The organism is Acrocarpospora macrocephala, assembly GCF_009687865.1.
Taxonomy (GTDB): Bacteria; Actinomycetota; Actinomycetes; order Streptosporangiales; family Streptosporangiaceae; genus Acrocarpospora; species Acrocarpospora macrocephala.
In genome coordinates this window covers 15611-36674 of the sequence record NZ_BLAE01000059.1, presented here as the reverse complement: position 1 = coordinate 36674, position 21064 = coordinate 15611, and the positions used below count along the sequence as shown (strand labels likewise).

The 21064-nt window shown below is 69.2% G+C and carries 17 protein-coding genes; 7 read left to right on the top strand and 10 right to left on the bottom strand.

Annotated elements, in window-relative coordinates; all coding sequences use genetic code 11:
• Window positions 1-6 precede the first annotated feature (6 nt).
• Window positions 7-1350, top strand: coding sequence for an AAA family ATPase (locus tag Amac_RS39890; RefSeq protein ID WP_155359619.1), 1344 nt, complete (start codon window positions 7-9; stop codon window positions 1348-1350).
• A complete protein-coding gene (locus Amac_RS39885) occupies window positions 1347-1907 on the top strand; it encodes an HNH endonuclease family protein (protein ID WP_155359618.1) in 561 nt (186 codons plus the stop codon). Before Amac_RS39890 ends, Amac_RS39885 begins: the two co-directional genes overlap by 4 nt.
• Window positions 1908-2163: 256 nt before the next feature.
• Here Amac_RS39885 and Amac_RS39880 read toward each other — a convergent pair whose 3' ends face one another.
• The 7 genes from Amac_RS39880 to glnII all read right to left on the bottom strand — a co-directional run bounded on the left by Amac_RS39880 (window position 2164) and on the right by glnII (window position 9495).
• Window positions 2164-2943 (bottom strand): HpcH/HpaI aldolase family protein, encoded by a 780-nt coding sequence (locus Amac_RS39880; RefSeq protein ID WP_155359617.1) that lies wholly within the window; start codon window positions 2941-2943, stop codon window positions 2164-2166.
• Window positions 2944-2970: 27 nt separating this feature from the next.
• A complete protein-coding gene (locus tag Amac_RS39875) occupies window positions 2971-4107 on the bottom strand; it encodes an ABC transporter ATP-binding protein (RefSeq protein WP_155359616.1) in 1137 nt (378 codons plus the stop codon).
• Window positions 4104-5402, bottom strand: a complete 1299-nt coding sequence (locus Amac_RS39870) for an extracellular solute-binding protein (RefSeq protein ID WP_155359615.1) — start codon at window positions 5400-5402, stop codon at window positions 4104-4106. Before Amac_RS39870 ends, Amac_RS39875 begins: the two co-directional genes overlap by 4 nt.
• 28 nt (window positions 5403-5430) lie before the next feature.
• On the bottom strand, window positions 5431-6249 hold the full coding sequence (locus Amac_RS39865) for a carbohydrate ABC transporter permease (RefSeq protein WP_155359614.1): 819 nt from the start codon (window positions 6247-6249) through the stop codon (window positions 5431-5433).
• A complete protein-coding gene (locus Amac_RS39860; protein WP_155359613.1) occupies window positions 6246-7154 on the bottom strand; it encodes a carbohydrate ABC transporter permease in 909 nt (302 codons plus the stop codon). The genes Amac_RS39865 and Amac_RS39860 overlap by 4 nt, the downstream gene beginning before the upstream one ends.
• Window positions 7155-7360: 206 nt before the next feature.
• Window positions 7361-8263: a MurR/RpiR family transcriptional regulator gene (locus Amac_RS39855; RefSeq protein WP_170322898.1), complete on the bottom strand. Its 903-nt coding sequence runs from the start codon at window positions 8261-8263 to the stop codon at window positions 7361-7363.
• A 212-nt stretch (window positions 8264-8475) separates the two neighbouring features.
• The gene (gene glnII, locus Amac_RS39850; protein ID WP_155359611.1) at window positions 8476-9495 is read right to left on the bottom strand and encodes a glutamine synthetase; all 1020 of its coding nucleotides are present in this window, start codon (window positions 9493-9495) and stop codon (window positions 8476-8478) included.
• A gap of 281 nt (window positions 9496-9776) precedes the next feature.
• On the opposite strand from glnII, the gene Amac_RS39845 reads away from it, so the two are divergent.
• Window positions 9777-10895 (top strand): 5-methyltetrahydropteroyltriglutamate--homocysteine S-methyltransferase, encoded by a 1119-nt coding sequence (locus Amac_RS39845; RefSeq protein WP_155359610.1) that lies wholly within the window; start codon window positions 9777-9779, stop codon window positions 10893-10895.
• A gap of 26 nt (window positions 10896-10921) precedes the next feature.
• Here Amac_RS39845 and Amac_RS39840 read toward each other — a convergent pair whose 3' ends face one another.
• Window positions 10922-11692 (bottom strand): VOC family protein, encoded by a 771-nt coding sequence (locus Amac_RS39840; RefSeq protein WP_155359609.1) that lies wholly within the window; start codon window positions 11690-11692, stop codon window positions 10922-10924.
• A 231-nt stretch (window positions 11693-11923) separates the two neighbouring features.
• Between Amac_RS39840 and Amac_RS39835 the strand changes: the two genes are divergently transcribed.
• From Amac_RS39835 to Amac_RS39825, 3 genes are all read left to right on the top strand, one after another.
• On the top strand, window positions 11924-14659 hold the full coding sequence (locus Amac_RS39835) for a helix-turn-helix transcriptional regulator (RefSeq protein WP_155359608.1): 2736 nt from the start codon (window positions 11924-11926) through the stop codon (window positions 14657-14659).
• 81 nt (window positions 14660-14740) lie between these two features.
• A complete protein-coding gene (locus Amac_RS39830) occupies window positions 14741-15841 on the top strand; it encodes an alpha/beta fold hydrolase (RefSeq protein ID WP_155359607.1) in 1101 nt (366 codons plus the stop codon).
• Window positions 15828-17981, top strand: coding sequence for a GMC oxidoreductase (locus Amac_RS39825; protein ID WP_155359606.1), 2154 nt, complete (start codon window positions 15828-15830; stop codon window positions 17979-17981). Before Amac_RS39830 ends, Amac_RS39825 begins: the two co-directional genes overlap by 14 nt.
• Here the strand turns inward: Amac_RS39825 and Amac_RS39820 are convergent.
• Window positions 17978-19171, bottom strand: coding sequence for a DNA polymerase domain-containing protein (locus Amac_RS39820; RefSeq protein ID WP_155359605.1), 1194 nt, complete (start codon window positions 19169-19171; stop codon window positions 17978-17980). The two genes, Amac_RS39825 and Amac_RS39820, sit on opposite strands and share 4 nt — an antisense overlap.
• A gap of 159 nt (window positions 19172-19330) precedes the next feature.
• On the opposite strand from Amac_RS39820, the gene Amac_RS39815 reads away from it, so the two are divergent.
• Window positions 19331-19672 carry a propanediol/glycerol family dehydratase large subunit gene (locus Amac_RS39815; RefSeq protein WP_155359604.1) on the top strand — a complete coding sequence of 114 codons (342 nt, stop codon included), beginning with the start codon at window positions 19331-19333 and terminating at the stop codon, window positions 19670-19672.
• Here Amac_RS39815 and tnpB read toward each other — a convergent pair.
• Window positions 19587-20969: an IS607 family element RNA-guided endonuclease TnpB gene (gene tnpB / locus Amac_RS39810; RefSeq protein WP_155359603.1), complete on the bottom strand. Its 1383-nt coding sequence runs from the start codon at window positions 20967-20969 to the stop codon at window positions 19587-19589. The genes Amac_RS39815 and tnpB overlap by 86 nt on opposite strands.
• Window positions 20970-21064: the final 95 nt, after the last annotated feature.

The window sequence follows — 21064 nt, the reverse complement described above, 5'->3', positions numbered from 1 at the left end:
CGTCCCATGTACATCTCGTCCGTGCGGGTCGAAAACGTCAAAGGCTTCACGGGGCCGCGAACCGTTGACCTGGATCTGACGCGGCCCGATGGCTCCTACGCGGGATGGACGGTGATCGCGGGACGAAACGGATCCGGGAAGACCGCGCTTCTCCGCGCGATCGCGATGGCGGTGAGCGGACCTTATGTGGCCCGGACTCTCATTTCAGACTTCGAGAACTGGATCACCCACGGAGAAGATCAAGCGTCAGTACGCGTCGGCTTGGTTGGTGATGACGGTTATGATTTCTGGATTGGCGATTATCTGCCGGAAGAGTTAAATGTCGGAATTGACTGGATAATGCCCGCCCCACGGGATAAGTTCAGCGCTCGTCGCGGACTCCAGCCAACTCTTTCCGGCTATCCGGCGGAAAGTCCTGAAACCGGCCCTTGGGATGAGAACAGCCCAGGTTGGTTCTGTGCCGCATATGGCCCGTTTCGTCGCCTGATCGGCGGATCCGGAGATGCGCAAAGGTTGATGCTAGGCCCCGAACGGGTCGCCAGAATGGCGAGTCTCTTCCACGAGGACGCATCCCTCGCGGAGGGAGTGACATGGCTCATTGAATTGCATCTCCGGGCCTTTGAAGGTCGACCTGGCGCCCAGGCGGTGAAGGACGCAGCAATGATGATCCTTGGCGACGGGCTTCTTCCTGACGGTTACCGCATCGACGACATCGACTCTGATGGGCTATGGGTAGTTCATGACGGTCGCCGATTCCCACTCCGGGAGATGAGCGACGGCTACCGCACTGTCGCGGCGTTGGTGACCGACCTGATCCGACGTATTTTCGAAAGCAGTGACCTGTTGACGGACGAGGCCTGGCCACACGTCGTTCTCAATCCGGGGGTTGTGATCATCAATGAGGTCGATGCTCATCTGCACGTGTCCTGGCAACAACGGCTCGGTGGCTGGTTGAAAGCACATTTCCCGAACATCCAGTTCATCGTCACCACGCATAGTCCTTATATCTGTCAGGACGCCGACGAGGGCGGGCTTATTCGCCTCCCGGGCCCGAACGAAACAGAAGCGCCCAGCGTCGTTCCCGAGAGCCTCTACAAGAGAATCGTCCATGGCAGCGGCGACGACGCTGTTCTGTCTGAATTGTTTGGTCTCGACACGCCCTATTCGGCGGCGACTGAGCGCCTCCGCGAGGAACTCGTCACGCTCGAAGCCGCCGTCCTCGAAGGTCACGCCGACGAGGACGCGCAGCAACGCTACCTTGAGCTCAAGCGGCAACTGTCCAGCTCGCCAGCGACACGAGCGGACGAAGTAGCTGCCAGATTGGGCCTGACGGGACCGCCCGAGAGATGATCCGCCTGACCCGACTGGGCATCCCCGACGAACTCAACTCCCGACTTGCCGCGCTGACGCAGCAAGTCGCGGATCGCGACGACGCCGACCGGCTCAATGGAGCCCGTCAGCTGTGGAAACATTCGGCGCAGCGAAGGAACGTCCACCGGCCGCTCACCGACGTTCTCCGGCAGATGGCTCCCGGAATGGAGCGCTGCATGTACTGCGGCGACAGCCAGGGCACGGCAATCGACCACCACGAGCCGATGGCCAGGAATCCGCTGCGAACTTTCGACTGGCTCAACCACCTCCTCTCCTGCACGTACTGCAACAGCCACGAGAAGCGCGACCGATTCCCGCTCGACCGGAATGGTCAGCCGCTGCTGATCGACCCCTCGACGGAGGATCCCTTCGATCATCTCCAGCTGACCCTCACCCTCGGCGTGTACCGCGCCAAAGGCGGATCGCCCAAAGGCCAGACGACTATCGACGTGTGCGGACTCAACCGCCCCATTCTCACGAAGGGCCGAGTCGCGCTGCTGAGCAGGCCGGAGTTACGCGAGGAGCTGCTGCGGTGAGAAGACCTTGCCTGCCCTGACCACGAATCCGATCACGGCTGGAGCAGGTCGGGCAGGTCTGCGAGCCATTGCAGGACGATGGTGTTGAACTGGGTGGGTCTCTCCTGGTGGAGCCAGTGGCCGGTGCCGGGCCAGGAGATGACGCGAATCGCAGGTCCAGCCGTGGATCAGCAGCAGTGGCGGCAGGCCGGCTCCCTCGTCGGTGTAGCAGAGCCGGCCGCCGCCCAGTTCCGCGAACGGCATGCGTCCGCCCAGGTCAGGGGGTCAAGGCCGCGCGCATGGCGGCGACCCCGTTGACGATCAGTGGGGCGGGCATCAGCTGGATCACGCGGACGCCGGCGTCGATGAACTCGGCCGCGCGCTCCATGGACTTGTTGCCCACCGAGACGCCCACCGGCTTGCCGGCCGCGCGGGCGCGGCGCATGCCGTCCCGCATCATTTCGTGTACCTTCTCGTGGCTGGAGTCGCCGATGTGGCCGGTGGTCGCCGACAGGTCCCCGGCACCGAACGTGATCACGTCGACTCCCGGCACGGCCGCGATGGCCTCGACGTTCTCGACGCCGATCGGATCCTCGATCAGGCAGGTGACGAGAGTCTCGCGGTTGGCGAAGGCGTACGCCTCGTCGGCGGGTACGCCGAGTGCCCAGCGGGCGTGCATGCCGCGTCCCCCGGAACTGGTGATGGCACGATCGCCGTCGGGGGCGAACTTCATCGAACGGACCGCGGCGGCGGCGTCCTCGGCGGTGCTGATGTGGGAGAACGTGATGCCGGCCACACCGCGGTTGAGGATCTGCGTCACCATGTCGGGACGGTTGACGGCGATGCGGGCGGTGGGCGTGATGTCGGCGGCCTCGGCGGCGCGCACCGTATGCTCGATGTTCTCGAGCGTGACCGGGCCGTGCTCGCAGTCGATGCGGATGAAGTCCAGGCCGGCCAGCGCGGCGTACTCGACCATGATCGGGTCGGGTGTGTCGAGGGCGAGCCCGAAGACCGCCTCGCCGCGGAGGATCTTCGCCTTCATCGCGTTGACTTTCATGCAGGTCTCCTCGCTTGGAACATGGGATCAGTCGCCGGCGCCCGGCAGGCGGGCGCCGTCGTGGTCGAACAGGTGGAGGTCGGCCGCGGCGGCGTGGACGGTCAGGCGCTCGCCGACCGGGACGTCGGCGTGCACCCGCACCTTGAGCCGCCGGTCGCCCAGGTGCCCGTGGACCAGCCGCTCCCGGCCGAGCAGCTCGGTGAGCATGGTGGTGATCTCGAAGGAGAGGTCGTCCGGGCCTCCCGGTCCTGGCTTGAGATCCTCCGGCCGTACGCCCAGCGTGAGGTTCTGGGAGCCGTTGGCCGGGAGCGCCGGGAGCCGCAGGCCGTGCGGATGCCCGGGTACGCGCAGGGTGCCGTCGTCGAGCGTGCCGGCCAGCAGGTTCATGCCGCCGAGGAAGCCGGCGACGAAGCTGGTCGCCGGGCGGCGGAACATCTCCTCGGCGGAGGTGGCCTGCTCGATCCTGCCCGCGCGCAGGACCACCATCCGGTCGGCCAGCGACAGCGCCTCGGCCTGGTCGTGGGTGACGTACAGGGTGGTCATGCCGAGCCGGCGCTGCAGGGCCAGGAACTCGGCCCGCATCTCGACGCGCAGTTCGGCGTCGAGGCTGGAGAACGGCTCGTCCATGAGCAGCACGTCGGGCTCGCGGATGAGTGCCCGGCCGATCCCGACGCGTTGCCGCTGCCCGCCGGACAGCTGGCCCGGCCGCCGCTTGAGCAGGCCGTCGATCTGGAGGAGCTCGGCGATCGCGGCGACGCGCCGGGCCCGCTCCCGCTTGGGCACCCCGGCCATGCGCAGCGGGAAGGCGAGGTTGCCCTCGGCGGTCTTGTCGGGGTAGAGGGCGTGGTTCTGGAAGACCATGGCCACCCCGCGCAGCCCGGCGTCGACCGCCGACACGTCGCGTCCGCCGATGGACATGGTGCCCGTGGTCTGCGTCTCCAGGCCGGCGACGCAGCGCAGGAGGGTGGTCTTGCCACAGCCGGACGGGCCGAGCAGCACGGTGATGCCGCCGGGCGGGCACTCGATGGTGACGTCGTCGAGGGCGACCGTTCCGTCGGGGAACCGTTTCACCAGGTTGTGGCAGGACACGTCCACCGCGTTCGGCGGCTTGGGCAGGGCAAGCGGCGTCAAGACCGAGGGATTCAAGGTCGGGGAGGTCGTCATGGCAGCAGGGGTTTGGCGGCGGCCTCGGCGTCGGCGAGCGCCGTGGCCGGGTCCTTGCCGCTCTGCAGGACGGCGAGGATCTGCTCGCCGAGGATGGTCCAGATCTCCTGCGCCGAGCGGCCGGGGAACTGGACCATCGGCGCGAAATCGGCGACGTCCTCCGGCTTCAGCGCCAGTTCGGCGTGTTCCTTGGCCTTGGACTTGTTGGCCGCGGCGTCCAGCACGAGTACGCCGCCGCCCTGCTCCTCCAGGTAGGCGGCGCCGCCGGCGGGGCCGACGAGTTCGCGTACCGCCTCCCAGACGGCCTGCTGGCGTACGGGGTCGTCGGTGAACATCACGATCGAGGCGCCGCCCGCCGACAGGATCCGCCGGCCGCCGTCGGGAATCGGGTAGGGGGCGATGCGGTAGTCGAAGTTGGCGCTCTTGGCGTGCGTGCGGGCTCCCGAGCTGGCGTCGTAGACGATGCCGACGTCGCCCCGGTAGTACGCCTCCGACATGGACTCGGCGTCGTAGTGCGCGATGACGCCGTCCTTCGCGAGATCGGCGAGGAATCTGACCAGTCCGAGCAGGGCGGGGTCGTCGAAGGTCGGCTCGGATTCGTCGTCGTTCATCAGCGATCCGCCGCCGGAGGCGACGACGTTCTGCAGGCGCCACATGTTGGGGTCGTCGGAGAGGCGGAACGCCAGGCCGTGCTTCGCCGCGCCGGAGTCGACGATCTTACGTGCGGCGGCGCCCAGCTCGGTCAGGGTTTCGGGTGGATCGTCGGGGTTCAGGCCCGCCTTCTTGAAGATCTCGGTGTTGTAGTACATGACGACCCAGGACGCCGTCAGGGGAAGCGCGTAGGTCTTGCCGTCGCGGGCGCCGAACTTCAGCAGCGACGGCTCCGCGGTCGTCGGGTCGTAGGAGGTGTCGGCCTTCATCAGGGAGTCGAACGGCTGCGCCAGCTTGGCGTCGACGTAGGTCCGGATCGACGCCGAGCTGATGATCGCCGCGTCCGGGAGGTTCCCGGCGATCCGGGCGGCGAGGATGCGCTCCTCGACGGCGCCGTAGTCGCCGCCGGACTTGACGAACGTCACGCTCGTGCCGGTGCGCTTGGTGAACTCGGGATTGAGCACCTTGTACGCGGGATCGACGATGTTCGAGCTCGAGTCGGGAATCAGGACGTTCACGGTGACCGGCCCGTCGGCCGGGGTGTCGTCGGTGCCGCAGGCCGTAGCCATCAACGCGGCCGTCATTGCGATGGCGAGCCACCGGCCGGGGTGTCCGCGGCGGCGGGTCGAGACGTACGAGGTCATGATGCTCCGTAAGGGGTGGGGACTGTCGTCAGTCGGTCGCGCTCAGGTTGATGCCGCGGATGAACTGCCGTTGCGCGACCAGGAAAGCGATGATCAATGGCAGGACCGCGAGGCTGGCCGCCGCCATCTGGGCGCCGTACTGGATTCCCGCCTCCGGGTCGGTGAAGCGGGTGACGGCGAACGGGACGGTGGCGTTGTCCGGGCTCTGCAGCACCACCGAGGCCCAGAACAGGTCATTCCAGCTCGACACGACGCTGAAGATGCCGAACGCGGTGATCGCCGGCTTGACGTTGGGCAGGACCACCCTCCAGACCATGCCGAACTCGCTGACCCGGTCGAGCCGGGCGGCGTCGAAGATGCTCTGGGGCAGGGTCAGTATGAACTGCCGGAACAGGAATATCCCGAAGGCCGACGTCAGGGAGGGCCAGACCAGCGCGAGGATCGTGTCGAGCTGCCCCACCCTTGAGATCACCACGTACGTCGGGATCGCGATGACCTGGCCCGGCACGATCAGGCACCCCAGCATCACCCACGTGGCGACCCCGTGGCCGCGGAAGCGGTGCCGCGCCAGCACGTAACCCGCCGGCAGGCAGGTGACGAGCTGGGCCACGAACGTGATGACGGCCACCACGACGCTCGTGCGATAGGCGCTCAGCCAGTCCCACTCGCGCAGGGCGATCCGGAAGTTCTCCAGGGTCAGGTCGCCCGGGCCGGCGCCGGTGAAGATCAGTCGTTCGGGTACGAAGGCGGTCCACACCATGATGGCGAACGGCGCGAGGATGATCACGCCGCCGAGGGCGAGCGCGAGGTGTGTCAAGGTCTCACGGGTGACGGTTCTGGCGGTCATCGGGTACCGGCCCGTTCCCAGCGACGGCCGACCGCGCTGAGCTGGATCACGGTGACGCCGAGGATCAGCGCCAGCAGCATGAGGGTGATGACCGAGCCGCCGCCGATGTCGAGGAAGCGGATGCCGCGCTCCCAGAGCAGGTACGACAGGGTCGTCGAGCTGTTGATCGGGCCTCCCTTGGTCATCACCTGGACCTGGTCGAACACCTTCAGCGCGTTCCGGGTGCAGATGATCAGCGTGAACACCGTCGCCGGTCCGAGCGCGGGCCAGGTCACGTGCCAGAATCGGTTCCACGGCCCGGCGCCGTCGAGCCGCGCCGCCTCCATCACGTGCGGCGGGACGGCGGACAGGCCGGCGAGGAACATCACGATCGCGAAGCCCATGTTCTCCCACGTGCCGACGACGGAGACCGCGGGGAGCGCCAGCGTGGTGGAGTGCAGCCAGTCCCGCAGGCCGAGGACCTGGCCGATCGTCGCGTCGATCAGGCCGCTGTCGGCGTAGAAGAGCCATCGCCAGGCGACCGCCATCGCCGCCAGCGTGGCGGCGACCGGCAGGAAGTACACGCTGCGCCACAGCGCGGCGCCGAACCGCACCGAGTGGATGCCGAGCGCGACGAGCAGCGAGGCCGTCAGCGTCACCGGGACCGTCAGGAGCATGTAGACGGCCGTGTTGACCAACGCCGTACGGAAGTCGTCACTCGGCAGGACGCGGGCGAAGTTGTCCATCCCCACGAAGCCGGCGGCGCCGAGCAGCGGGTCGTAGTCGAACAGCGAAAGCGTGACGACCACCAGCACCGGTCCCACGATCAGCAGGAACAGCAGGGTGTACGCCGGAATGAGCAGGGCGGATGGCGGTGGACGGAGGCCGATATGCGGACGCGGCAGCCGCGTGTGGAGCGAGTTCATGACCGTCCTACGGAGTGCTGGACCGGTGCGACGCCAGGGAACGCTACTACCTGACAATTGGAGCTTCCAGCAATCTCGTTGCCTTGGAAAGCGTGTGAGCGGAATGTTCACAGGGCGTTCGCGTGCCCGAATGGAGATCGTCAGAGCCTCGTCGCGTGAGCCCGCCGCTCACATCGCCGGTGACGCGGGGGTAGCCGCGACGGGTTTCACATGGTGTGTTCGGCGGTGACGTCGGCCATCGCGTCGAGGTACGCGGTGGATCGCTTGGGGTCCTTGAGCGCCAGCCCGACGAACAACGCGTCCATGATCGCAAGATGGGCCAGCCGGCTCGCGGTGGCCTCCAGCCGGAACCCCTGCTTCGGGCTCCCGGCGACCAGCGGGGCGTCCGCGAGATCGGCCAGCGGCGACCGGCGGAAACTGGTCACCGCGATCACGTAGGCGCCGCGCGACTTGGCGGTCTCCGCGACCAGCAGGGTCTCGCGGGTCGCGCCGGTGTGGCTCACCGCGACGCAAGCGGCCCTCTCGTCCAGTTGCCGGGCGACCAGGTGCTGCCCGATGGCGTCCGCCGGCGCGAAGGTCGCCAGCCCCAGCGCCTGCAACCGGTGCGCGGCGTCGTGGGCGGGCGCCGCCGACTGGCCGTTGCCCACCAGCAGGACGCGGTCCCGGCTGTGCAGGGTCTCCAGCGCGCCCGTGAAGGCCACCGGATCCACTGTCGTCATCGCATCGGACAGTGCGTGGCTGCTGGCATTCAGAATGGTGCGCAACACCTCGGCCGGAGCGGACTCGGAGTCCAGTTCGTCGGCGTACCTCAACTGGTCCGTTCCCCGCGCCGCCAGGTCGCGCACCAGGGCCAGCTTCAGATCCTGGAAGCCCTTGAAACCCGCCTGCTGGCAGGCCCGGACGACGGTGGACGCGGCGGTCTCGGCGCGGGCGGCCACGTCCGCGGCGGCGTAGCCGATGACCGCCTCCGGGTTCGCGATGATCACTTCCATCGCGCGCCGGGCGCTCGGCACCAGCGACGGCGCCGCCGCCTGGATCTTGGCGAGCACGGCCCCGCTGGTCAGCGGCCCGGCACCGGTCGGCGATGCACCTTTCGCATCGCCCGCCACAGCGGAAGCCGACCGGCCTCCACGTGCCTGTGCCGGCTTCGCCGCCATCCCGACCTCCCACAGCTCCGGCTCGACGAAACCGCGGACGGGGAATGTCGTCCTTCCAGGCAACGCCGTTGCGGCAACAGCATACGACGTCGACCTGATGCTGCCGTAAGGCGCGCATGAAAACGGCTCCCACCCATCGATGGGCGGGAGCCGTTTGCGACAGGTCAGACCTGGCCGGCCTTTTCCAGGGCCTCGCAGCAGGTGTTGGTGATCAGGCGGGTGACCACGTAGGGGTCGACGTTGGCGTTTGGGCGGCGGTCCTCGATGTAGCCCTTCTTGTCGAGTTCGACCTGCCACGGGATGCGGACCGAGGCGCCGCGGTTGGAGACGCCGTAGCTGTAGACGTTGTAGGGGGCGGTCTCGTGCAGGCCGGTGAGGCGCTGCTCGATGCCGAAGCCGTATCCGGCGATGTGCTCCTCGACCTTGCCCTCGGCGCCGAGGGACTCGCAGGCGGTGATGATCGCGTCGTAGCTCTCGCGCATGGCGCGGGTGGAGAAGTTGGTGTGGGCGCCGGCGCCGTTCCAGTCGCCCTTGGCGGGCTTGGCGTCGAGGGTGGCGGAGACGCCGAAGTCCTCGGCGATGCGGTAGAGCAGGTAGCGGGCCATCCACATGTGGTCGGAGGCCTCCAGCGGGCCGCCGGGGCCGATCTGGAACTCCCACTGCCCGGGCATGACCTCGGCGTTGATGCCGGAGATCTTCAGCCCGGCCTCGATGCAGGCGTCCAGGTGCTTCTCGACGATGTCGCGGCCGACGACCTCGTCGGCGCCGATGCCGCAGTAGTACGGCCCCTGCGGCCCGGGGAACCCGCCGACCGGGAAGCCGTACGGACGGCCGTCCTTGAAGAAGGTGTACTCCTGCTCGATGCCGAACCAGGATTCCTGCGCGGCGTACTTCTCGTCCACGGGCGTGAGCAGCGCGCGGGTGTTGGTGCTGTGGGCGGTGCCGTCGGCGTTGTAGACCTCGCAGAGCACGAGGATGTTGTCGCCGCCGCGGATCGGGTCCGGGCAGGAGAAGACGGGCTTGAGCACGCAGTCGGAGGAGTGGCCCTCAGCCTGGTTGGTGCTGGATCCGTCGAAGCCCCAGATCGGCAGGTCGGCGCCGTCCGCGAGGACCTTCGTCTTGGACCTGAGCTTCGGCGTCGGCTCCGTGCCGTCGATCCAGATGTACTCAGCCTTGAAAGCCACGTCGTTCCCTTCCTCAGACGCGAGCCAGGTCGTAAGCTCGCCACGCCCGAGGCTTTCAACCCCCCGTTTCGCATCCATTGCCCGTTTGTGAACACGGTGTGACAAAGACCAAGCCGAGTTGCCGCTGTGACTTAAGTCACCACAAACCCGCGAATCAACTGAAATGTCGCGATCATTGTCAGTTCTGATCGCCTGGGGCACGCAATGGCGCTAGCGTCGGCCCTATCGGGGCCTGAAAACGAACGAGCATTCGCACACCGAACGTGTGGAGATGATCCAGCATGCGCAGTGAACCCCCCTTCCGTGCGGACCACGTCGGCAGCCTGCTGCGACCGGCCGAGCTGCTCCGCGCGCGTGACGAATTCGGCCAGGGCACCATCACGACCGCCGAGCTCAGGGACGTCGAGAACGCGGCGATCCGGGAGGTCGTGCGGGCCCAGCGGGACGCGGGACTGCAGTCCGCGACCGACGGGGAGTTCCGGCGGGCGTCCTGGCACATGGACTTCATCTACCGGCTCGGCGGGGTGACCCAGGCCACCGGCGAGCGCATCACGGTCCGGTTCAGGAACGACCAGGAGGAGCTGGAGTTCGCGCCCCCGGCGATGCGGGTGGCCGAGCCGATCCGGCTCACCGAGACGATCTTCGCGGACGACTTCACGTTCCTGCGCGACACCGTCGAGCCCGGGCAGACGGCCAAGCTGACGATCCCGTCGCCGAACATGGTCCACTACCGGGGCGGCCCCGCCTCCATCGATCCCGGCGTCTACCCGGACCTTGAGGACTTCTGGACGGACCTGGCCGCGGCGTACAACGAGGAAGTGCTGCGGCTGGCCGAGCTCGGCTGCCGCTACCTGCAGTTCGACGACACCAGCCTGGCCTACCTCAACGACCCGGCGCAGCGGGCCGAGATCGCCGCGCGCGGCGACGACGCCGACCACCTGCACCTGCGCTACATCAAGCAGATCAACGCGGCGCTGGCCAACCGGCCCCGGGAGCTGCGGGTGACCACGCACATGTGCCGGGGCAACTTCCGCTCCTCGTGGGCGGCCGAGGGCGGCTACGACTTCGTCGCCGAGGCGCTGTTCGGCGAGCTCGCGGTGGACGGCTTCTTCCTGGAGTTCGACGACGAGCGCTCCGGCGGGTTCGAGCCGCTGCGGTTCGTGCCCAAGGACAAATACGTGGTGCTCGGCCTGGTCACCACCAAGAACGGCGCGCTGGAGTCGAAGGACGACCTCAAGCGCCGGATCGAGGAGGCGTCCAAGTTCATCGACGTGGACCAGCTGTGCCTGTCGCCGCAGTGCGGCTTCTCCTCCACGGTGGAGGGCAACACGCTCACCCACGAGGAGCAGTTCGCCAAGATCCGCCTGATCGTGGAGACCGCCCAGGAGGTCTGGGGCTAGGTCACCAGGCCTCCTGGGCCGGGCTCTCACGTCTCGGAACTGGTGATCACCGCGAACCTGGCTCCATTCGGGTCGGCGCAGACGGCGAACCGGCCGACGCCCTCCACGTCCATGGCGGGCATCAGCACGGCGCCGCCGGAGGCGTCGACCCGGACCAGGGTGGCGTCGGTGTCGGAGACCTCGATGTAGGGCAGCCAGTGCGGGGTGTCGCCCTGCTGGAGCGGCATGATCCCGGCGATGTCGGGCTCCTTGCCCTCGGCGGTGGAGGCCAGCACGTAGGTCATGCCGCCGCCGAAGGGCACCTCCTTGATGGTCCAGCCGAACAGGGTGGTGTAGAAGTCGCGGACGGCGCTGGGATCCGGCACATACAGCTCGGTCCAGCCGAGCGAGCCGGGCTCGGTGACCACGTCGAGGCCGATGGTCTTGCCGGGCTGCCAGATCGCGAACTGGGCGCCGCCGGGGTCGGTGAACGCGGCCGTCCGGCCGGCGTCGAAGACGTCGTAGGGCTCGACCCGGACCGTTCCACCGTTCTCGCGGGCCTGCTGGGTGGCGGCGTCGGCGTCAGGGACGTGGAAGTAGATGGTCCAGGCGGAGCGGGCACCCGCCTCGGTGAGCGGGCCGAGGGCGGCGACGGTCTTGCCGCTCTGCTGGAAGAAGCCGTAACCGCCGGAGTCGGGACCGGCGGAGGCGAAGGTCCAGCCGAAGACGGAGCCGTAGAAGTCGGCGCTGGCCTCGGTGTCAGGGGAACCGAGGTCGAGCCAGTTGGGCGCGCCCGGGTAGAAGTCGGTGGTCAGCATGGAATGCTCCTTCGCATGTCCGTGTCGGGTAGCCACACACTGTCATGCGGCAACGACAATTTCCGGTGAGGGAAAGCCGCGAGACGGATGAAGCATGAGTGACAGGACAGCTGAACGCTGCCGATGACAGTTTGTTTTATATCGGCGTTGATCGCCCTATGTCCCTCCAGGTTAGTCGTCGCTCTGTAAAGTGCCCCTGTAGCAGCGGGCAAATGATCAGGGTGAGTGGGCATGGATGGTCATACCGCCCCCTTGGTCGGCCGGGGCGAGGTCCTCAGGGACCTGCATGGGGCGCTGGACGCGAGCATGGACGGCGCGTTCCGGTTCCTCGCCCTGGTCGGCGAGCCGGGAGCGGGAAAGACGCGGCTGCTGGCCGAGCTCGACACGGCGGCCCGCGCGCGCGGCTGCCTGGCGTTGTGGGGCAGGGCGGCGGAGTTCGAGCAGGTGATCCCGTTCAGCGCGCTGGTGGACGCGCTCGACGGCCATCTGGAGACCGGGGACGAGCAGCACGATCCCCTGCTGGCCACGGTCTTCCCGGCGCTGGGCGCGGCCGAGGAGCCGGGCGACGACCGCAGCGGCCTGGCCAGATACCGGCTCTACCGGGCGATCATCGGGATGCTGGAGCGGCTGGCGGAACCGTCGGGGCTGGTGCTGGTACTGGACGACGTGCACTGGGCGGACGGCAGCACGATCGAGTTCCTCGACCACGTGGTCCGGCATCCGCCCCGGGCCCGGGTGCTGATCACCGTCGCGTACCGGCCGAACCAGGCGCCGCCGCGGCTGGCCGCGGGCGGCGGGCAGATCGTGGTCGGGCCGCTCAGCGCGGCCGAGGCCGACGAGCTGCTCGGCCCGGAGATCAGCCGGGGCCGCCGCAGGGCCCTGTACGAGGCGAGCGGCGGCAACCCCTTCTACCTGCAGGCGCTGGCCAGGATCGAAGCCGGCGACCTGCCCACCACCCTGCACGCGGCGCTCCAGCGCGAGCTGGCCGACCAGTCCGGCGACGCCCTGCTGGTGGCCCAGTCCGCCGCCGTCGCCGCCGACGAGTTCGAGCCCCCGCTCGCGGCCGTCGCCGCCGAACTGGCCGATTCGGCCATCCTGAAGGCCCTGGACGAGCTGGTCGCCCGCGACCTGGTCCGCCCGGTCGGCCCCGGCAACCGGTTCCGGTTCCGCCACCCCCTGGTACGGCAGGCCGCCTACGAATCCGCCGCCCCCGGCTGGCGCCTGGCCGCCCACGCCAGGCTCGCCGAGCACCTGGCGGCGGTGGGCGCCCCGGCCACCGTACGAGCCCACCACATCGAACGATCGGCCACCTTCGGCGACCGGGAGGCGGTGGCGGTCCTGGTGGAGGCGGCCCGCGCGGTCGCCACCACGGCGCCGGCCACCACCGCGCACTGGCTCCAGGCCGCCATCCGGCTGCTGCCCGACGACGCCGACGGCCGGGAGCACCGCCTGGACCTGCTGCTGGAGCTGGCCCGCGGCCAGGTGGTGTCCGGCTGGCTGGCCGAGGGCCGGGAGACCGCCTACGAGGTGCTGCGCCTGCTGCCGCGCGAGGATCACGCCAAACGCGCTTTCGCGGCCCGCTTCTGCGCCCTGGTGGAGCGCCTGCTGGACCGCCCGGCGCAGGGCAGGGCGGTGCTGCTGGCCGAGCTGCGCGAGATGCCCGACCCCCGGCTGCCTGCCGCGCTGCCGATGCGGCTGCGCCTGGTGGCCGAGAGCCTGATGCGCGGCGACCACCGGGCCGCCCAGGCGGTGCTGGACTTCATGCCGCGCGACCCGGCCGACCATGGCCTGGTGGTCGCGGTGGCCGCGCTGCGGCCGATGACCGCCTACGCGGCGGGCCGCATCCCGGCGGCGATCGATCATCTGGAACGGGCGGACGCGCTGGTGTCGGCCACGCCGGACGTGCAGCTGCTGGAGTGGCTGGACACGATCGCCTGGCTGTGCTGGGCGGAGCTGTGGCTGGGCGGCCACCGGTCGGCGGTGGCGCGGTTCGAGCGGGCGATCGCGATCGCGAAGGCGACCGGGCAGACGTTCATCGTGACCAACATGCTGGCCGGTCAGGGTCGCGCGTACGGCGTGGTGGGCCGCCTGGCCGAGGCCACGGTCGCGGCCGAGGAGTCGGCGGAGGTGGCCCGGCTGCTGCACTCGGGTTACGCGGAGGTGGTGGCCCAGGCCCAGCAGAGCCTGCTGGCCGCCGCGACCGGCCACGACGCGCTGGCGGTGCGGCTGGGCGAGGCGGCGGCGACCTCGGGGGTGAGCGCCGGGGAGTGGCCGGGCGCCCAGGCCCTGTACGCCTACGGCACCGCGCTCGCGCACGCCGGGCGGGCCGGGCAGGCTCCGGTGGCCGCGATCGAGGAGGCGTTCGCGGCGGGGCGGCTGGACCAGTTCAGCATGTTGTCGTTCTGCGAGGCGATGGCAGCCCACAGCGACGAGGCAGGGGTGTGGGCGGCGCGCGCGGCCGAGGTCGCCCATCCGGAGCTGGAGTTCAACGCGGGTATCGTCGACCTGGCCGCCTCCCACGCCGCGTCGGGCGCGGCCGCCGCCGAGCTGGCACTGCGCGCGGCGGAGGTCCTGGCGGCCGCCGATCAGCGGCTCACCGCCGGGCGCGCCCTGCTCCGGGCCGGGACGGCGCTGATCGCCGCGGGCCGCAAGAAGGAGGCACTCCCCCATCTGTCCGAAGCCGGGGATCTGTTCGAGGCGTGCGGCGCGCCGGGGTTGCTGGCGCAAGCCGTACGGGAACAGCGGCGGGCCGGGAAGCGGGTGGCCGCGAAGAGCCGGGGCACGGGCGGGCACGGGCTGTCGCCCCGGGAGCTGGAAGTCGCCCAGCTGGTCGTCGAAGGGTGCACGAACCAGCAGATCGCCGAACGCCTTTTCCTCAGCGTACGGACGGTGGAAACGCACCTTTCGCATGCGTACGAGAAGCTAGGGGTGTCGTCCAGGATCGGCCTGGCGCTGGCTTTGAAGTGAAAGATACGGGTTTTCCACGATGCCCGCCGGTGGCCGCTCTTGGGATGGTGTGATCTCGGAAATACCCGGGAGGGCGGAACCATGCGGATCGCGCGTTTCACCACGGAAGGCGTGCCGAACGCCGAGGTGTCGCAGCATCCGTTCGCGACCGAGGACGGGCTCGGCCTGGAGCTGCACCGCTTCCACCGGGCCGACAGCGACGACGTGATCCTGCTGCTGCACGGGCTCCCGGCGTCCACGGACATGTTCATCATGCCCGAGCACCGCAACCTGGTCTCGTTCCTGCTGGACAGCGGCTACCCGGACGTGTGGTCGCTGGATTTCCGGATGAGCAACCGCTTCCCGTACGACACCGAGACACACCGGTTCACCCTCGACGACATCGCCCTGTTCGACCATCCGGCCGCATTGCGGGAGTTACGCAAGCACATCGGGAACAAGCGGGTGCACGTGATCGCGCAGTGCCTCGGCTCGGTGTCGTTCATGATGAGCCTGGCCGCCGGCCTGGTCGGCGAGATCGCCAGCATGACCTCCAACAGCGTGGCGCTGGTCACCCGGGTGCCGCGCTGGTCCAAGATCAAGCTCGCACTGGGGCCGGGCTTCTTCGACTACATCGCGGGCGTGTCGTTCCTGGACTCGCGGTTCGGGGACGCGCCGGTGCTGACCCGGGGCTGGATGATCTCGCGCGCGGTGTCCCTGTTCCACCGCGAGTGCGACTTCCGGGCCTGCCACATGATCAGTTTCATGTGGGGGGCGGGCAATCCCGGGCTGTGGAGCCACGAGAACCTGGACCCGGCGACGCACGCCCGGGTGGCCGACCTGTTCGGCGCGAACGGGCTGCACTACTACCGGCACATGCGGCGGATGGTCCGCGCCGGGCACGCCGTCCGGCACGACGACCGGTTCCCGGCCCTGCCGAAGGACTATCTGGAGCTCGCGGAGCACATCGACACGCCGGTCCTGTTCCTGACCGGGGACCGTAATCACGTCTTCCGCGACTCCAACATCGTCTGCCACCAGATCATGTCGAAGGCCCGGCCGGGGCTGCACGAGCTGCAGGTGCTGCCCGGCTACGGCCACGTCGATCCGATCATCGGCAAGGACGCCGCCCGCGACGTCTTCCCGCACATCCTGGAGTTCCTGCGCAAGCACAGCGAGGGCGGGCGTGATGGAGCACGTTGACGTCCTCGTCGCCGGCTCCGGGTTCGGGGGCTCGGTGGCGGCCTACCGGCTGGCGGAGGCCGGGTTCGAGGTGGTGGTGATGGAGCGCGGCCGGGCCTGGCCGCCCGGTTCGTTCCCGCGCAGCCCCGCCCAGATGGGGAAAGCGTTCTGGGATCCGGCCGCGGGCCTGCACGGGCTGTTCGACGTGTGGAGCTTCGGCGACTGCGACTCGGTGGTGTCCAGCGGGCTCGGCGGCGGGTCGCTGATCTACGCCAACGTGCTGCTCCGCAAGGAGGAGAAGTGGTTCGTGCGGGAGTCGCCGCTGCCGGGCGGGGGCTACGAGCACTGGCCGATCAGCAGGGACATGCTGGATCCGCACTATGACGCGGTGGAGCGCATGATGGGGGCGGCGGCGTACCCGCTCGACAAGAAGGGTTACCAGGACACGGCCAAGACGCGGGCCATGCAGGACGCGGCGGCCGAGCTGGGTCTGGACTGGCAGCTGCCGCCGCTGGCGGTCAGCTTCGCGCCGAAGCCGGGGGCGCGGCCGGAGATCGGGCTCCAGATCGTGGATCCGGAGTACGGCAACCTGCACGGCGTACCCCGCCGGACCTGCAAGCTGTGCGGTGAGTGCGACATCGGCTGCAACGAGGGCGCGAAGAACAGCCTCGATCACACCTATCTATCTGCGGCCCGGCGGCACGGGGCGGATCTGCGGACCCTGCACGAGGTCCGGACGATCACCCCGAGGCCGGGCGGCGGCTACGAGGTCGGCTTCGTCCAGCGCGATCCGCTGACCGAACTGCAGACGATCAGCTGTGACCGGCTGGTGCTGGCCGCGGGAACCTACGGCACGACCTATCTCCTGCTCAAGAACCAGCTGCCGGGGATCAGCAAGACCTTGGGGACCCGGTTCTCCGGCAACGGCGACATCATCTCGTTCCTGCTGCGCGCCCAGGACCGGCCGATCGCGGCCAGCCGGGGGCCGGTGATCACCAGCTCCATCCGGCTGCCCGACGGCGCCTACATCCAGGAGGGCGGCTTCCCCGCCTTCGTGGACTGGATCGCCGAGGCCGCCGACGTGGGGGATGAGTTCAAGCGGGCCGTGCGGTTCGTCTGGGAGCGGCTGCGGGGCCTGATCACCCGCGACCACAACCTGTCCGCGGAGCTGTCCCGGCTGCTGGGCACCGGCGAGCTGTCCGACCGGTCGCTGCCGATCCTCGGCATGGGCCGGGACGTCCCCGACGGCGTGCTGCGGCTGCACGGCGAGCGGCTCGTCCTGGACTGGGACGCGGAGACCAGCAGGGAGTACTACGCGGAGCTGCGCGGCACCATGCGGCGTATCGGCGACGTCCTCGGCGCCGAATACTCCGACGCGCCGCTGCGGCGGGTGCTCACCGCGCACCCGCTCGGCGGCGCCCCGATGGGCCGCCACATCGGCGAGGGCGTCTGCGACTCGCGCGGCGAGGTGTTCGGCTTCCCCGGCCTGTACGTCGCCGACGGCGCGGCCATGCCAGGACCGGTGGGGCCGAACCCCTCGCTCACCATCGCCGCCATGGCCGACCGGATGGCGGACCGGATCACCACCAGAAAGAACGCGCCAATGCCCGTCCGCACCGCCCTGTCGTTCACCGAGGAAATGCGCGGCACGCTCAACGGCGGCGACGGCTTCGCGTTCCACATCACCATCACCGCCGACGATGTAGACCGTTTCCTCACCGAGCCCGAGCACCTCGCCCGGGCCGAAGGATGGATCGACGCCGCCATTTGCGGGGGCCGGCGCCCGATCGAGCGGGGCTGGTTCAACCTCTTCGCGCCTGGAGAGTCGCCCGAGCACCGGGAAATGCGCTATCGGCTGCATTTCCGCGACGGCGAGAACCAGCCCCGCACCCTGCTCGGCGTGAAGCACGTGAAGCACGGCCCGCCGACCCGGCTGTGGCTGGACACCTCTACTCTGCACAGCACCCTGCTGGAGGGCTATGTCGAGGAGGGCGAGGAAGGCAGCGTCCTGGGCACCGGAACCCTGCGCATCTCGCCGGCCGACCTGACCAGGATGCTCACCACCTTCCACACCGCCGGTCCCGGCGGCGCGGCGGCGCTGGCCCGTTTCGGCGCGTTCTTCCTGGGCGAGCTCTGGGACGTGTACGGCCCCGGCAACTAGCGTTTCCAGGGGTCGTAGTCGACCTCCAGCGCCTCCTGGGCCGGACGCTCAGATTCGGGGACATGCTGGAGGTTGATCCGGATCCGGGTCCAGGCGGAGCTGCGGCCGCGCATGGAGTCGACCAGGATGTCGGCGGGCTCCAGCAGCGCGGCGACCTCGGGGTGGCGGGCCTTCCAGCGGTCCAGGCCCACGAGCGCCTCGTTCTTCGTCTCGGCACGGGCGATCTCGATCAGCGGCATGGTGGGCTGGCGGCGGCCGGTGCCCTTGGGCGCCTTGGGGCGCGGGCCCTGCTCCTTGGCCAGCGCGAGCAGCGAATCCAGGGATCCCTCGGCCGCTGCGGAGTCCATCTCCGCCCAGGGGTCCCCTTCGGCGGCGAAGCGGGCGGGGACGGTGGCGAGGGAGAACGCCTCGGGGCGGCAGCCGCGGACCTCCTCCCAGCGCAGCGGGGTGGAGACCAGGCCGGTCGGGCGCACGCTGTAGGCGGAGGCGACCGTGCGGTCGCGGGCGTTCTGGTTGAAGTCCACGAAGACGCCCTGGCGTTCCTCCTTCCACCAGTGGCTGGTGGCCAGGCCGGGGGCACGGCTTTCGATCTCCCTGGCCACGGCCTCGGCCGCCTTGCGCAGCTGGGGGAAGGTCCAGCCGGGGGTGATCCGGGCGTAGACGTGGAAGCCGCGCGAGCCCGAGGTTTTCGGCCAGGCCGTCAGGCCGTGCTCGCCGAGCACGTCCCTGGCCAGGAAGGCGACGTCGACGATCTCGTCCCAGGCGACGCCGGGCACCGGGTCGAGGTCGATCCGCAGCTCGTCGGGGTGATCCAGGTCGGGGACGCGGACCGGGTGCGGGTTCAGGTCCACGCAGCCCAGGTTGACGGTCCAGAGCACGGCGGCGAGATCGCGGCCGACGACCTCCTCCGCGGAGCGGCCGGACGGGTAGCGCAGCTCGGCCACCTCGATCCAGGCCGGGCGCTTGGCCGGGGCGCGCTTCTGGAAGAACGGTTCCTCGTCGACGCCGTGCACGAATCGTTTGAGCACCAGCGGGCGGTCGGCGACGCCGCGGAGGGCGCCCTCCCCCACGGCGGCGTAGAAACGGACCAGGTCCAGCTTGGTGTGGCCGGTGCGGGGAAAGACCACCCGCTCAGGGCTGGTGATCTTCACTTCCCGGCCGGCGACCTCAATGATCTCCGCATCGGACATAGCGCCCACGATACGACCTGGCACCGACACAATGCGCGCGACCCCAAACCAATTATCGGTCCATTTAAGGCGCGATTTCGGAACATTTTCTGCCTTTTGTCAATCGTTCGATTTGTAAGCATTTGCATTACATGTCGTATAGCTTGACAACCTCCTTGGGTGTCACTATTCGCGCACGGATCAGTACGGGCGCATGTCACCAACCGGCTGGACGATCCGCTGCTGCTGGCGGCCGACGCCGCGACGGCGGCGTTCGGGTTCGGGGAGCTGGAGACGACCGTGCCGGTGCTGACCGACGCACCGTCCGACGCGGTGGCGGGGTCGATCGGGTCGGCGGTGGGCGCGCCCGGCGTGCTCGTGCAGTGTTCGGTGGAGGAGGCGCTGGAGCTTGAGCGATGCGCATCTACGAAGCCGTTCACTGAGTTTCAGTGTTTCTCAGTGATCCGTCCATTGCTGGGCGGAGGTCCCCGTCTGGTCTGGGCGGTGCCCGGTGCGGGGTAGACGTTTCACAGCCACCGGCCCCGGCAGGCGGGGTCTTATGGTCGGCTCCACGTCCGTTTAGCGTCTCCGGGCCACTCCCGGCGACGGTGTGCTTCACCAGGGAAGCCAGGTTGAGCGCGGCGTTCACGTCCCGGTCCAGGACTAGATCGCAGGCGGTGCAGGTGTAGGTGCGTTCGGAGAGGGCGAGTTTGGCTTTCACCGCGCCGCATCCGGAACACGTTTTGCTGGAGGCGAACCAGCGGCCGGCCACCACCAACCGCCCGCCGCCCCACGCGGTCTTGTAGGCGAGTTGGCGGCGGATCTCGGCGAACCCGGCGTCGGAGATCGCGCGGGCCAGCCGACGGTTCTTCACCATCCCGGCGACGTGGAGGTCTTCGACCACCAGCGTGCCGTATTCGCCTGCCAGTGTCGTGGTGAGCTTGTGGATGGCGTCGCGGCGCAGCGCGGCCACTCGGTGGTGGATCCGGTTGCGCGCGGCGTCGGCCTTTCGCCACCGGCCGGACGGTTTCTGTCCGCTGCGCCGGTCCGGGCCCTGCTTGCGGGACACCGCCCGAGACAGGCGGCGCAGCTTGCGGGAGGCGGCGGCCAGGTGCCGGGGGTTGGCCGTGGGCGGACGGCCGTCGGAGTAGACGGCCAGGGTCTTAACGCCCAAGTCCACCCCGACCACCGCCTCCGGCCGCGACGGCGTGGCTGCGGCGCGCTCGATCTGGACGGAGAACGAGACGAGCCAGCGCCCGGCTTCGAGGCGGACGGTGGCCGAGCGGATCTGTGCGGTGCCCGCCTCGATCCGGCGGGCCAGCTTGCGGGTGGACTCGTGGGTTTTGATACGCCCGAGTACCGGCAGCAGCACGTGGGTGCGGCCGTCCAGGCGGATCGCCCCGGTGGTGAACCGCACCGACATGGCCTGATTGCGTTTGGACCGGAATCGGGGAAATCCCATCTTCGGGCCCTTACGGGTGCCTTTCCTGGACTCGCTCCAGTTCGTCAACGCGGTGGCCAGCCGATCCAGGCCGCATGCGTAAGATTCTTTGGAGTTCTCCGCCCACCACGGCGCGACCTCCTGCTTGGCCCCGTTCCAGGCTTTACGCAGCGAATACATCGACCACGACAGCGGCGGGGTCAGCTGAGCATCCGGGATGCCGTAGGAGCGTTCGGCCTCCCGCTGGGCCAGATTGGCCTTGACCCGCGCCAGACCCCAGTTGAAGGCCAGGCGGGCGGCGCCGCAGTGGGAACGGAGCAGACGTTCCTGGCGCGGGGTCGGGTCGAGCGCGTACCGGTAGGCCTGGACGACCTGCATCAACCCTCCCCAGCCATGGCAAACCTATGTAAACCCATGGTGAACAAGTGACTACAGTTTACCAGGGTGATTGTGATTGACAGGCTGAGCAGCGA

Bases quoted from the DNA above. Each gene is read 5' to 3' on its own strand.
- Amac_RS39890 (WP_155359619.1), top strand. From the start codon at position 7: ATGTACATCTCGTCCGTGCGGGTCGAAAACGTCAAAGGCTTCACGGGG.
- Amac_RS39885 (WP_155359618.1), top strand. From the start codon at position 1,347: ATGATCCGCCTGACCCGACTGGGCATCCCCGACGAACTCAACTCCCGA.
- Amac_RS39880 (WP_155359617.1), bottom strand. From the start codon at position 2,943: ATGAAAGTCAACGCGATGAAGGCGAAGATCCTCCGCGGCGAGGCGGTC.
- Amac_RS39875 (WP_155359616.1), bottom strand. From the start codon at position 4,107: ATGACGACCTCCCCGACCTTGAATCCCTCGGTCTTGACGCCGCTTGCC.
- Amac_RS39870 (WP_155359615.1), bottom strand. From the start codon at position 5,402: ATGACCTCGTACGTCTCGACCCGCCGCCGCGGACACCCCGGCCGGTGG.
- Amac_RS39865 (WP_155359614.1), bottom strand. From the start codon at position 6,249: ATGACCGCCAGAACCGTCACCCGTGAGACCTTGACACACCTCGCGCTC.
- Amac_RS39860 (WP_155359613.1), bottom strand. From the start codon at position 7,154: ATGAACTCGCTCCACACGCGGCTGCCGCGTCCGCATATCGGCCTCCGT.
- Amac_RS39845 (WP_155359610.1), top strand. From the start codon at position 9,777: ATGCGCAGTGAACCCCCCTTCCGTGCGGACCACGTCGGCAGCCTGCTG.
- Amac_RS39840 (WP_155359609.1), bottom strand. From the start codon at position 11,692: ATGCTGACCACCGACTTCTACCCGGGCGCGCCCAACTGGCTCGACCTC.
- Amac_RS39835 (WP_155359608.1), top strand. From the start codon at position 11,924: ATGGATGGTCATACCGCCCCCTTGGTCGGCCGGGGCGAGGTCCTCAGG.
- Amac_RS39830 (WP_155359607.1), top strand. From the start codon at position 14,741: ATGCGGATCGCGCGTTTCACCACGGAAGGCGTGCCGAACGCCGAGGTG.
- Amac_RS39825 (WP_155359606.1), top strand. From the start codon at position 15,828: ATGGAGCACGTTGACGTCCTCGTCGCCGGCTCCGGGTTCGGGGGCTCG.
- Amac_RS39820 (WP_155359605.1), bottom strand. From the start codon at position 19,171: ATGTCCGATGCGGAGATCATTGAGGTCGCCGGCCGGGAAGTGAAGATC.
- tnpB (WP_155359603.1), bottom strand. From the start codon at position 20,969: ATGCAGGTCGTCCAGGCCTACCGGTACGCGCTCGACCCGACCCCGCGC.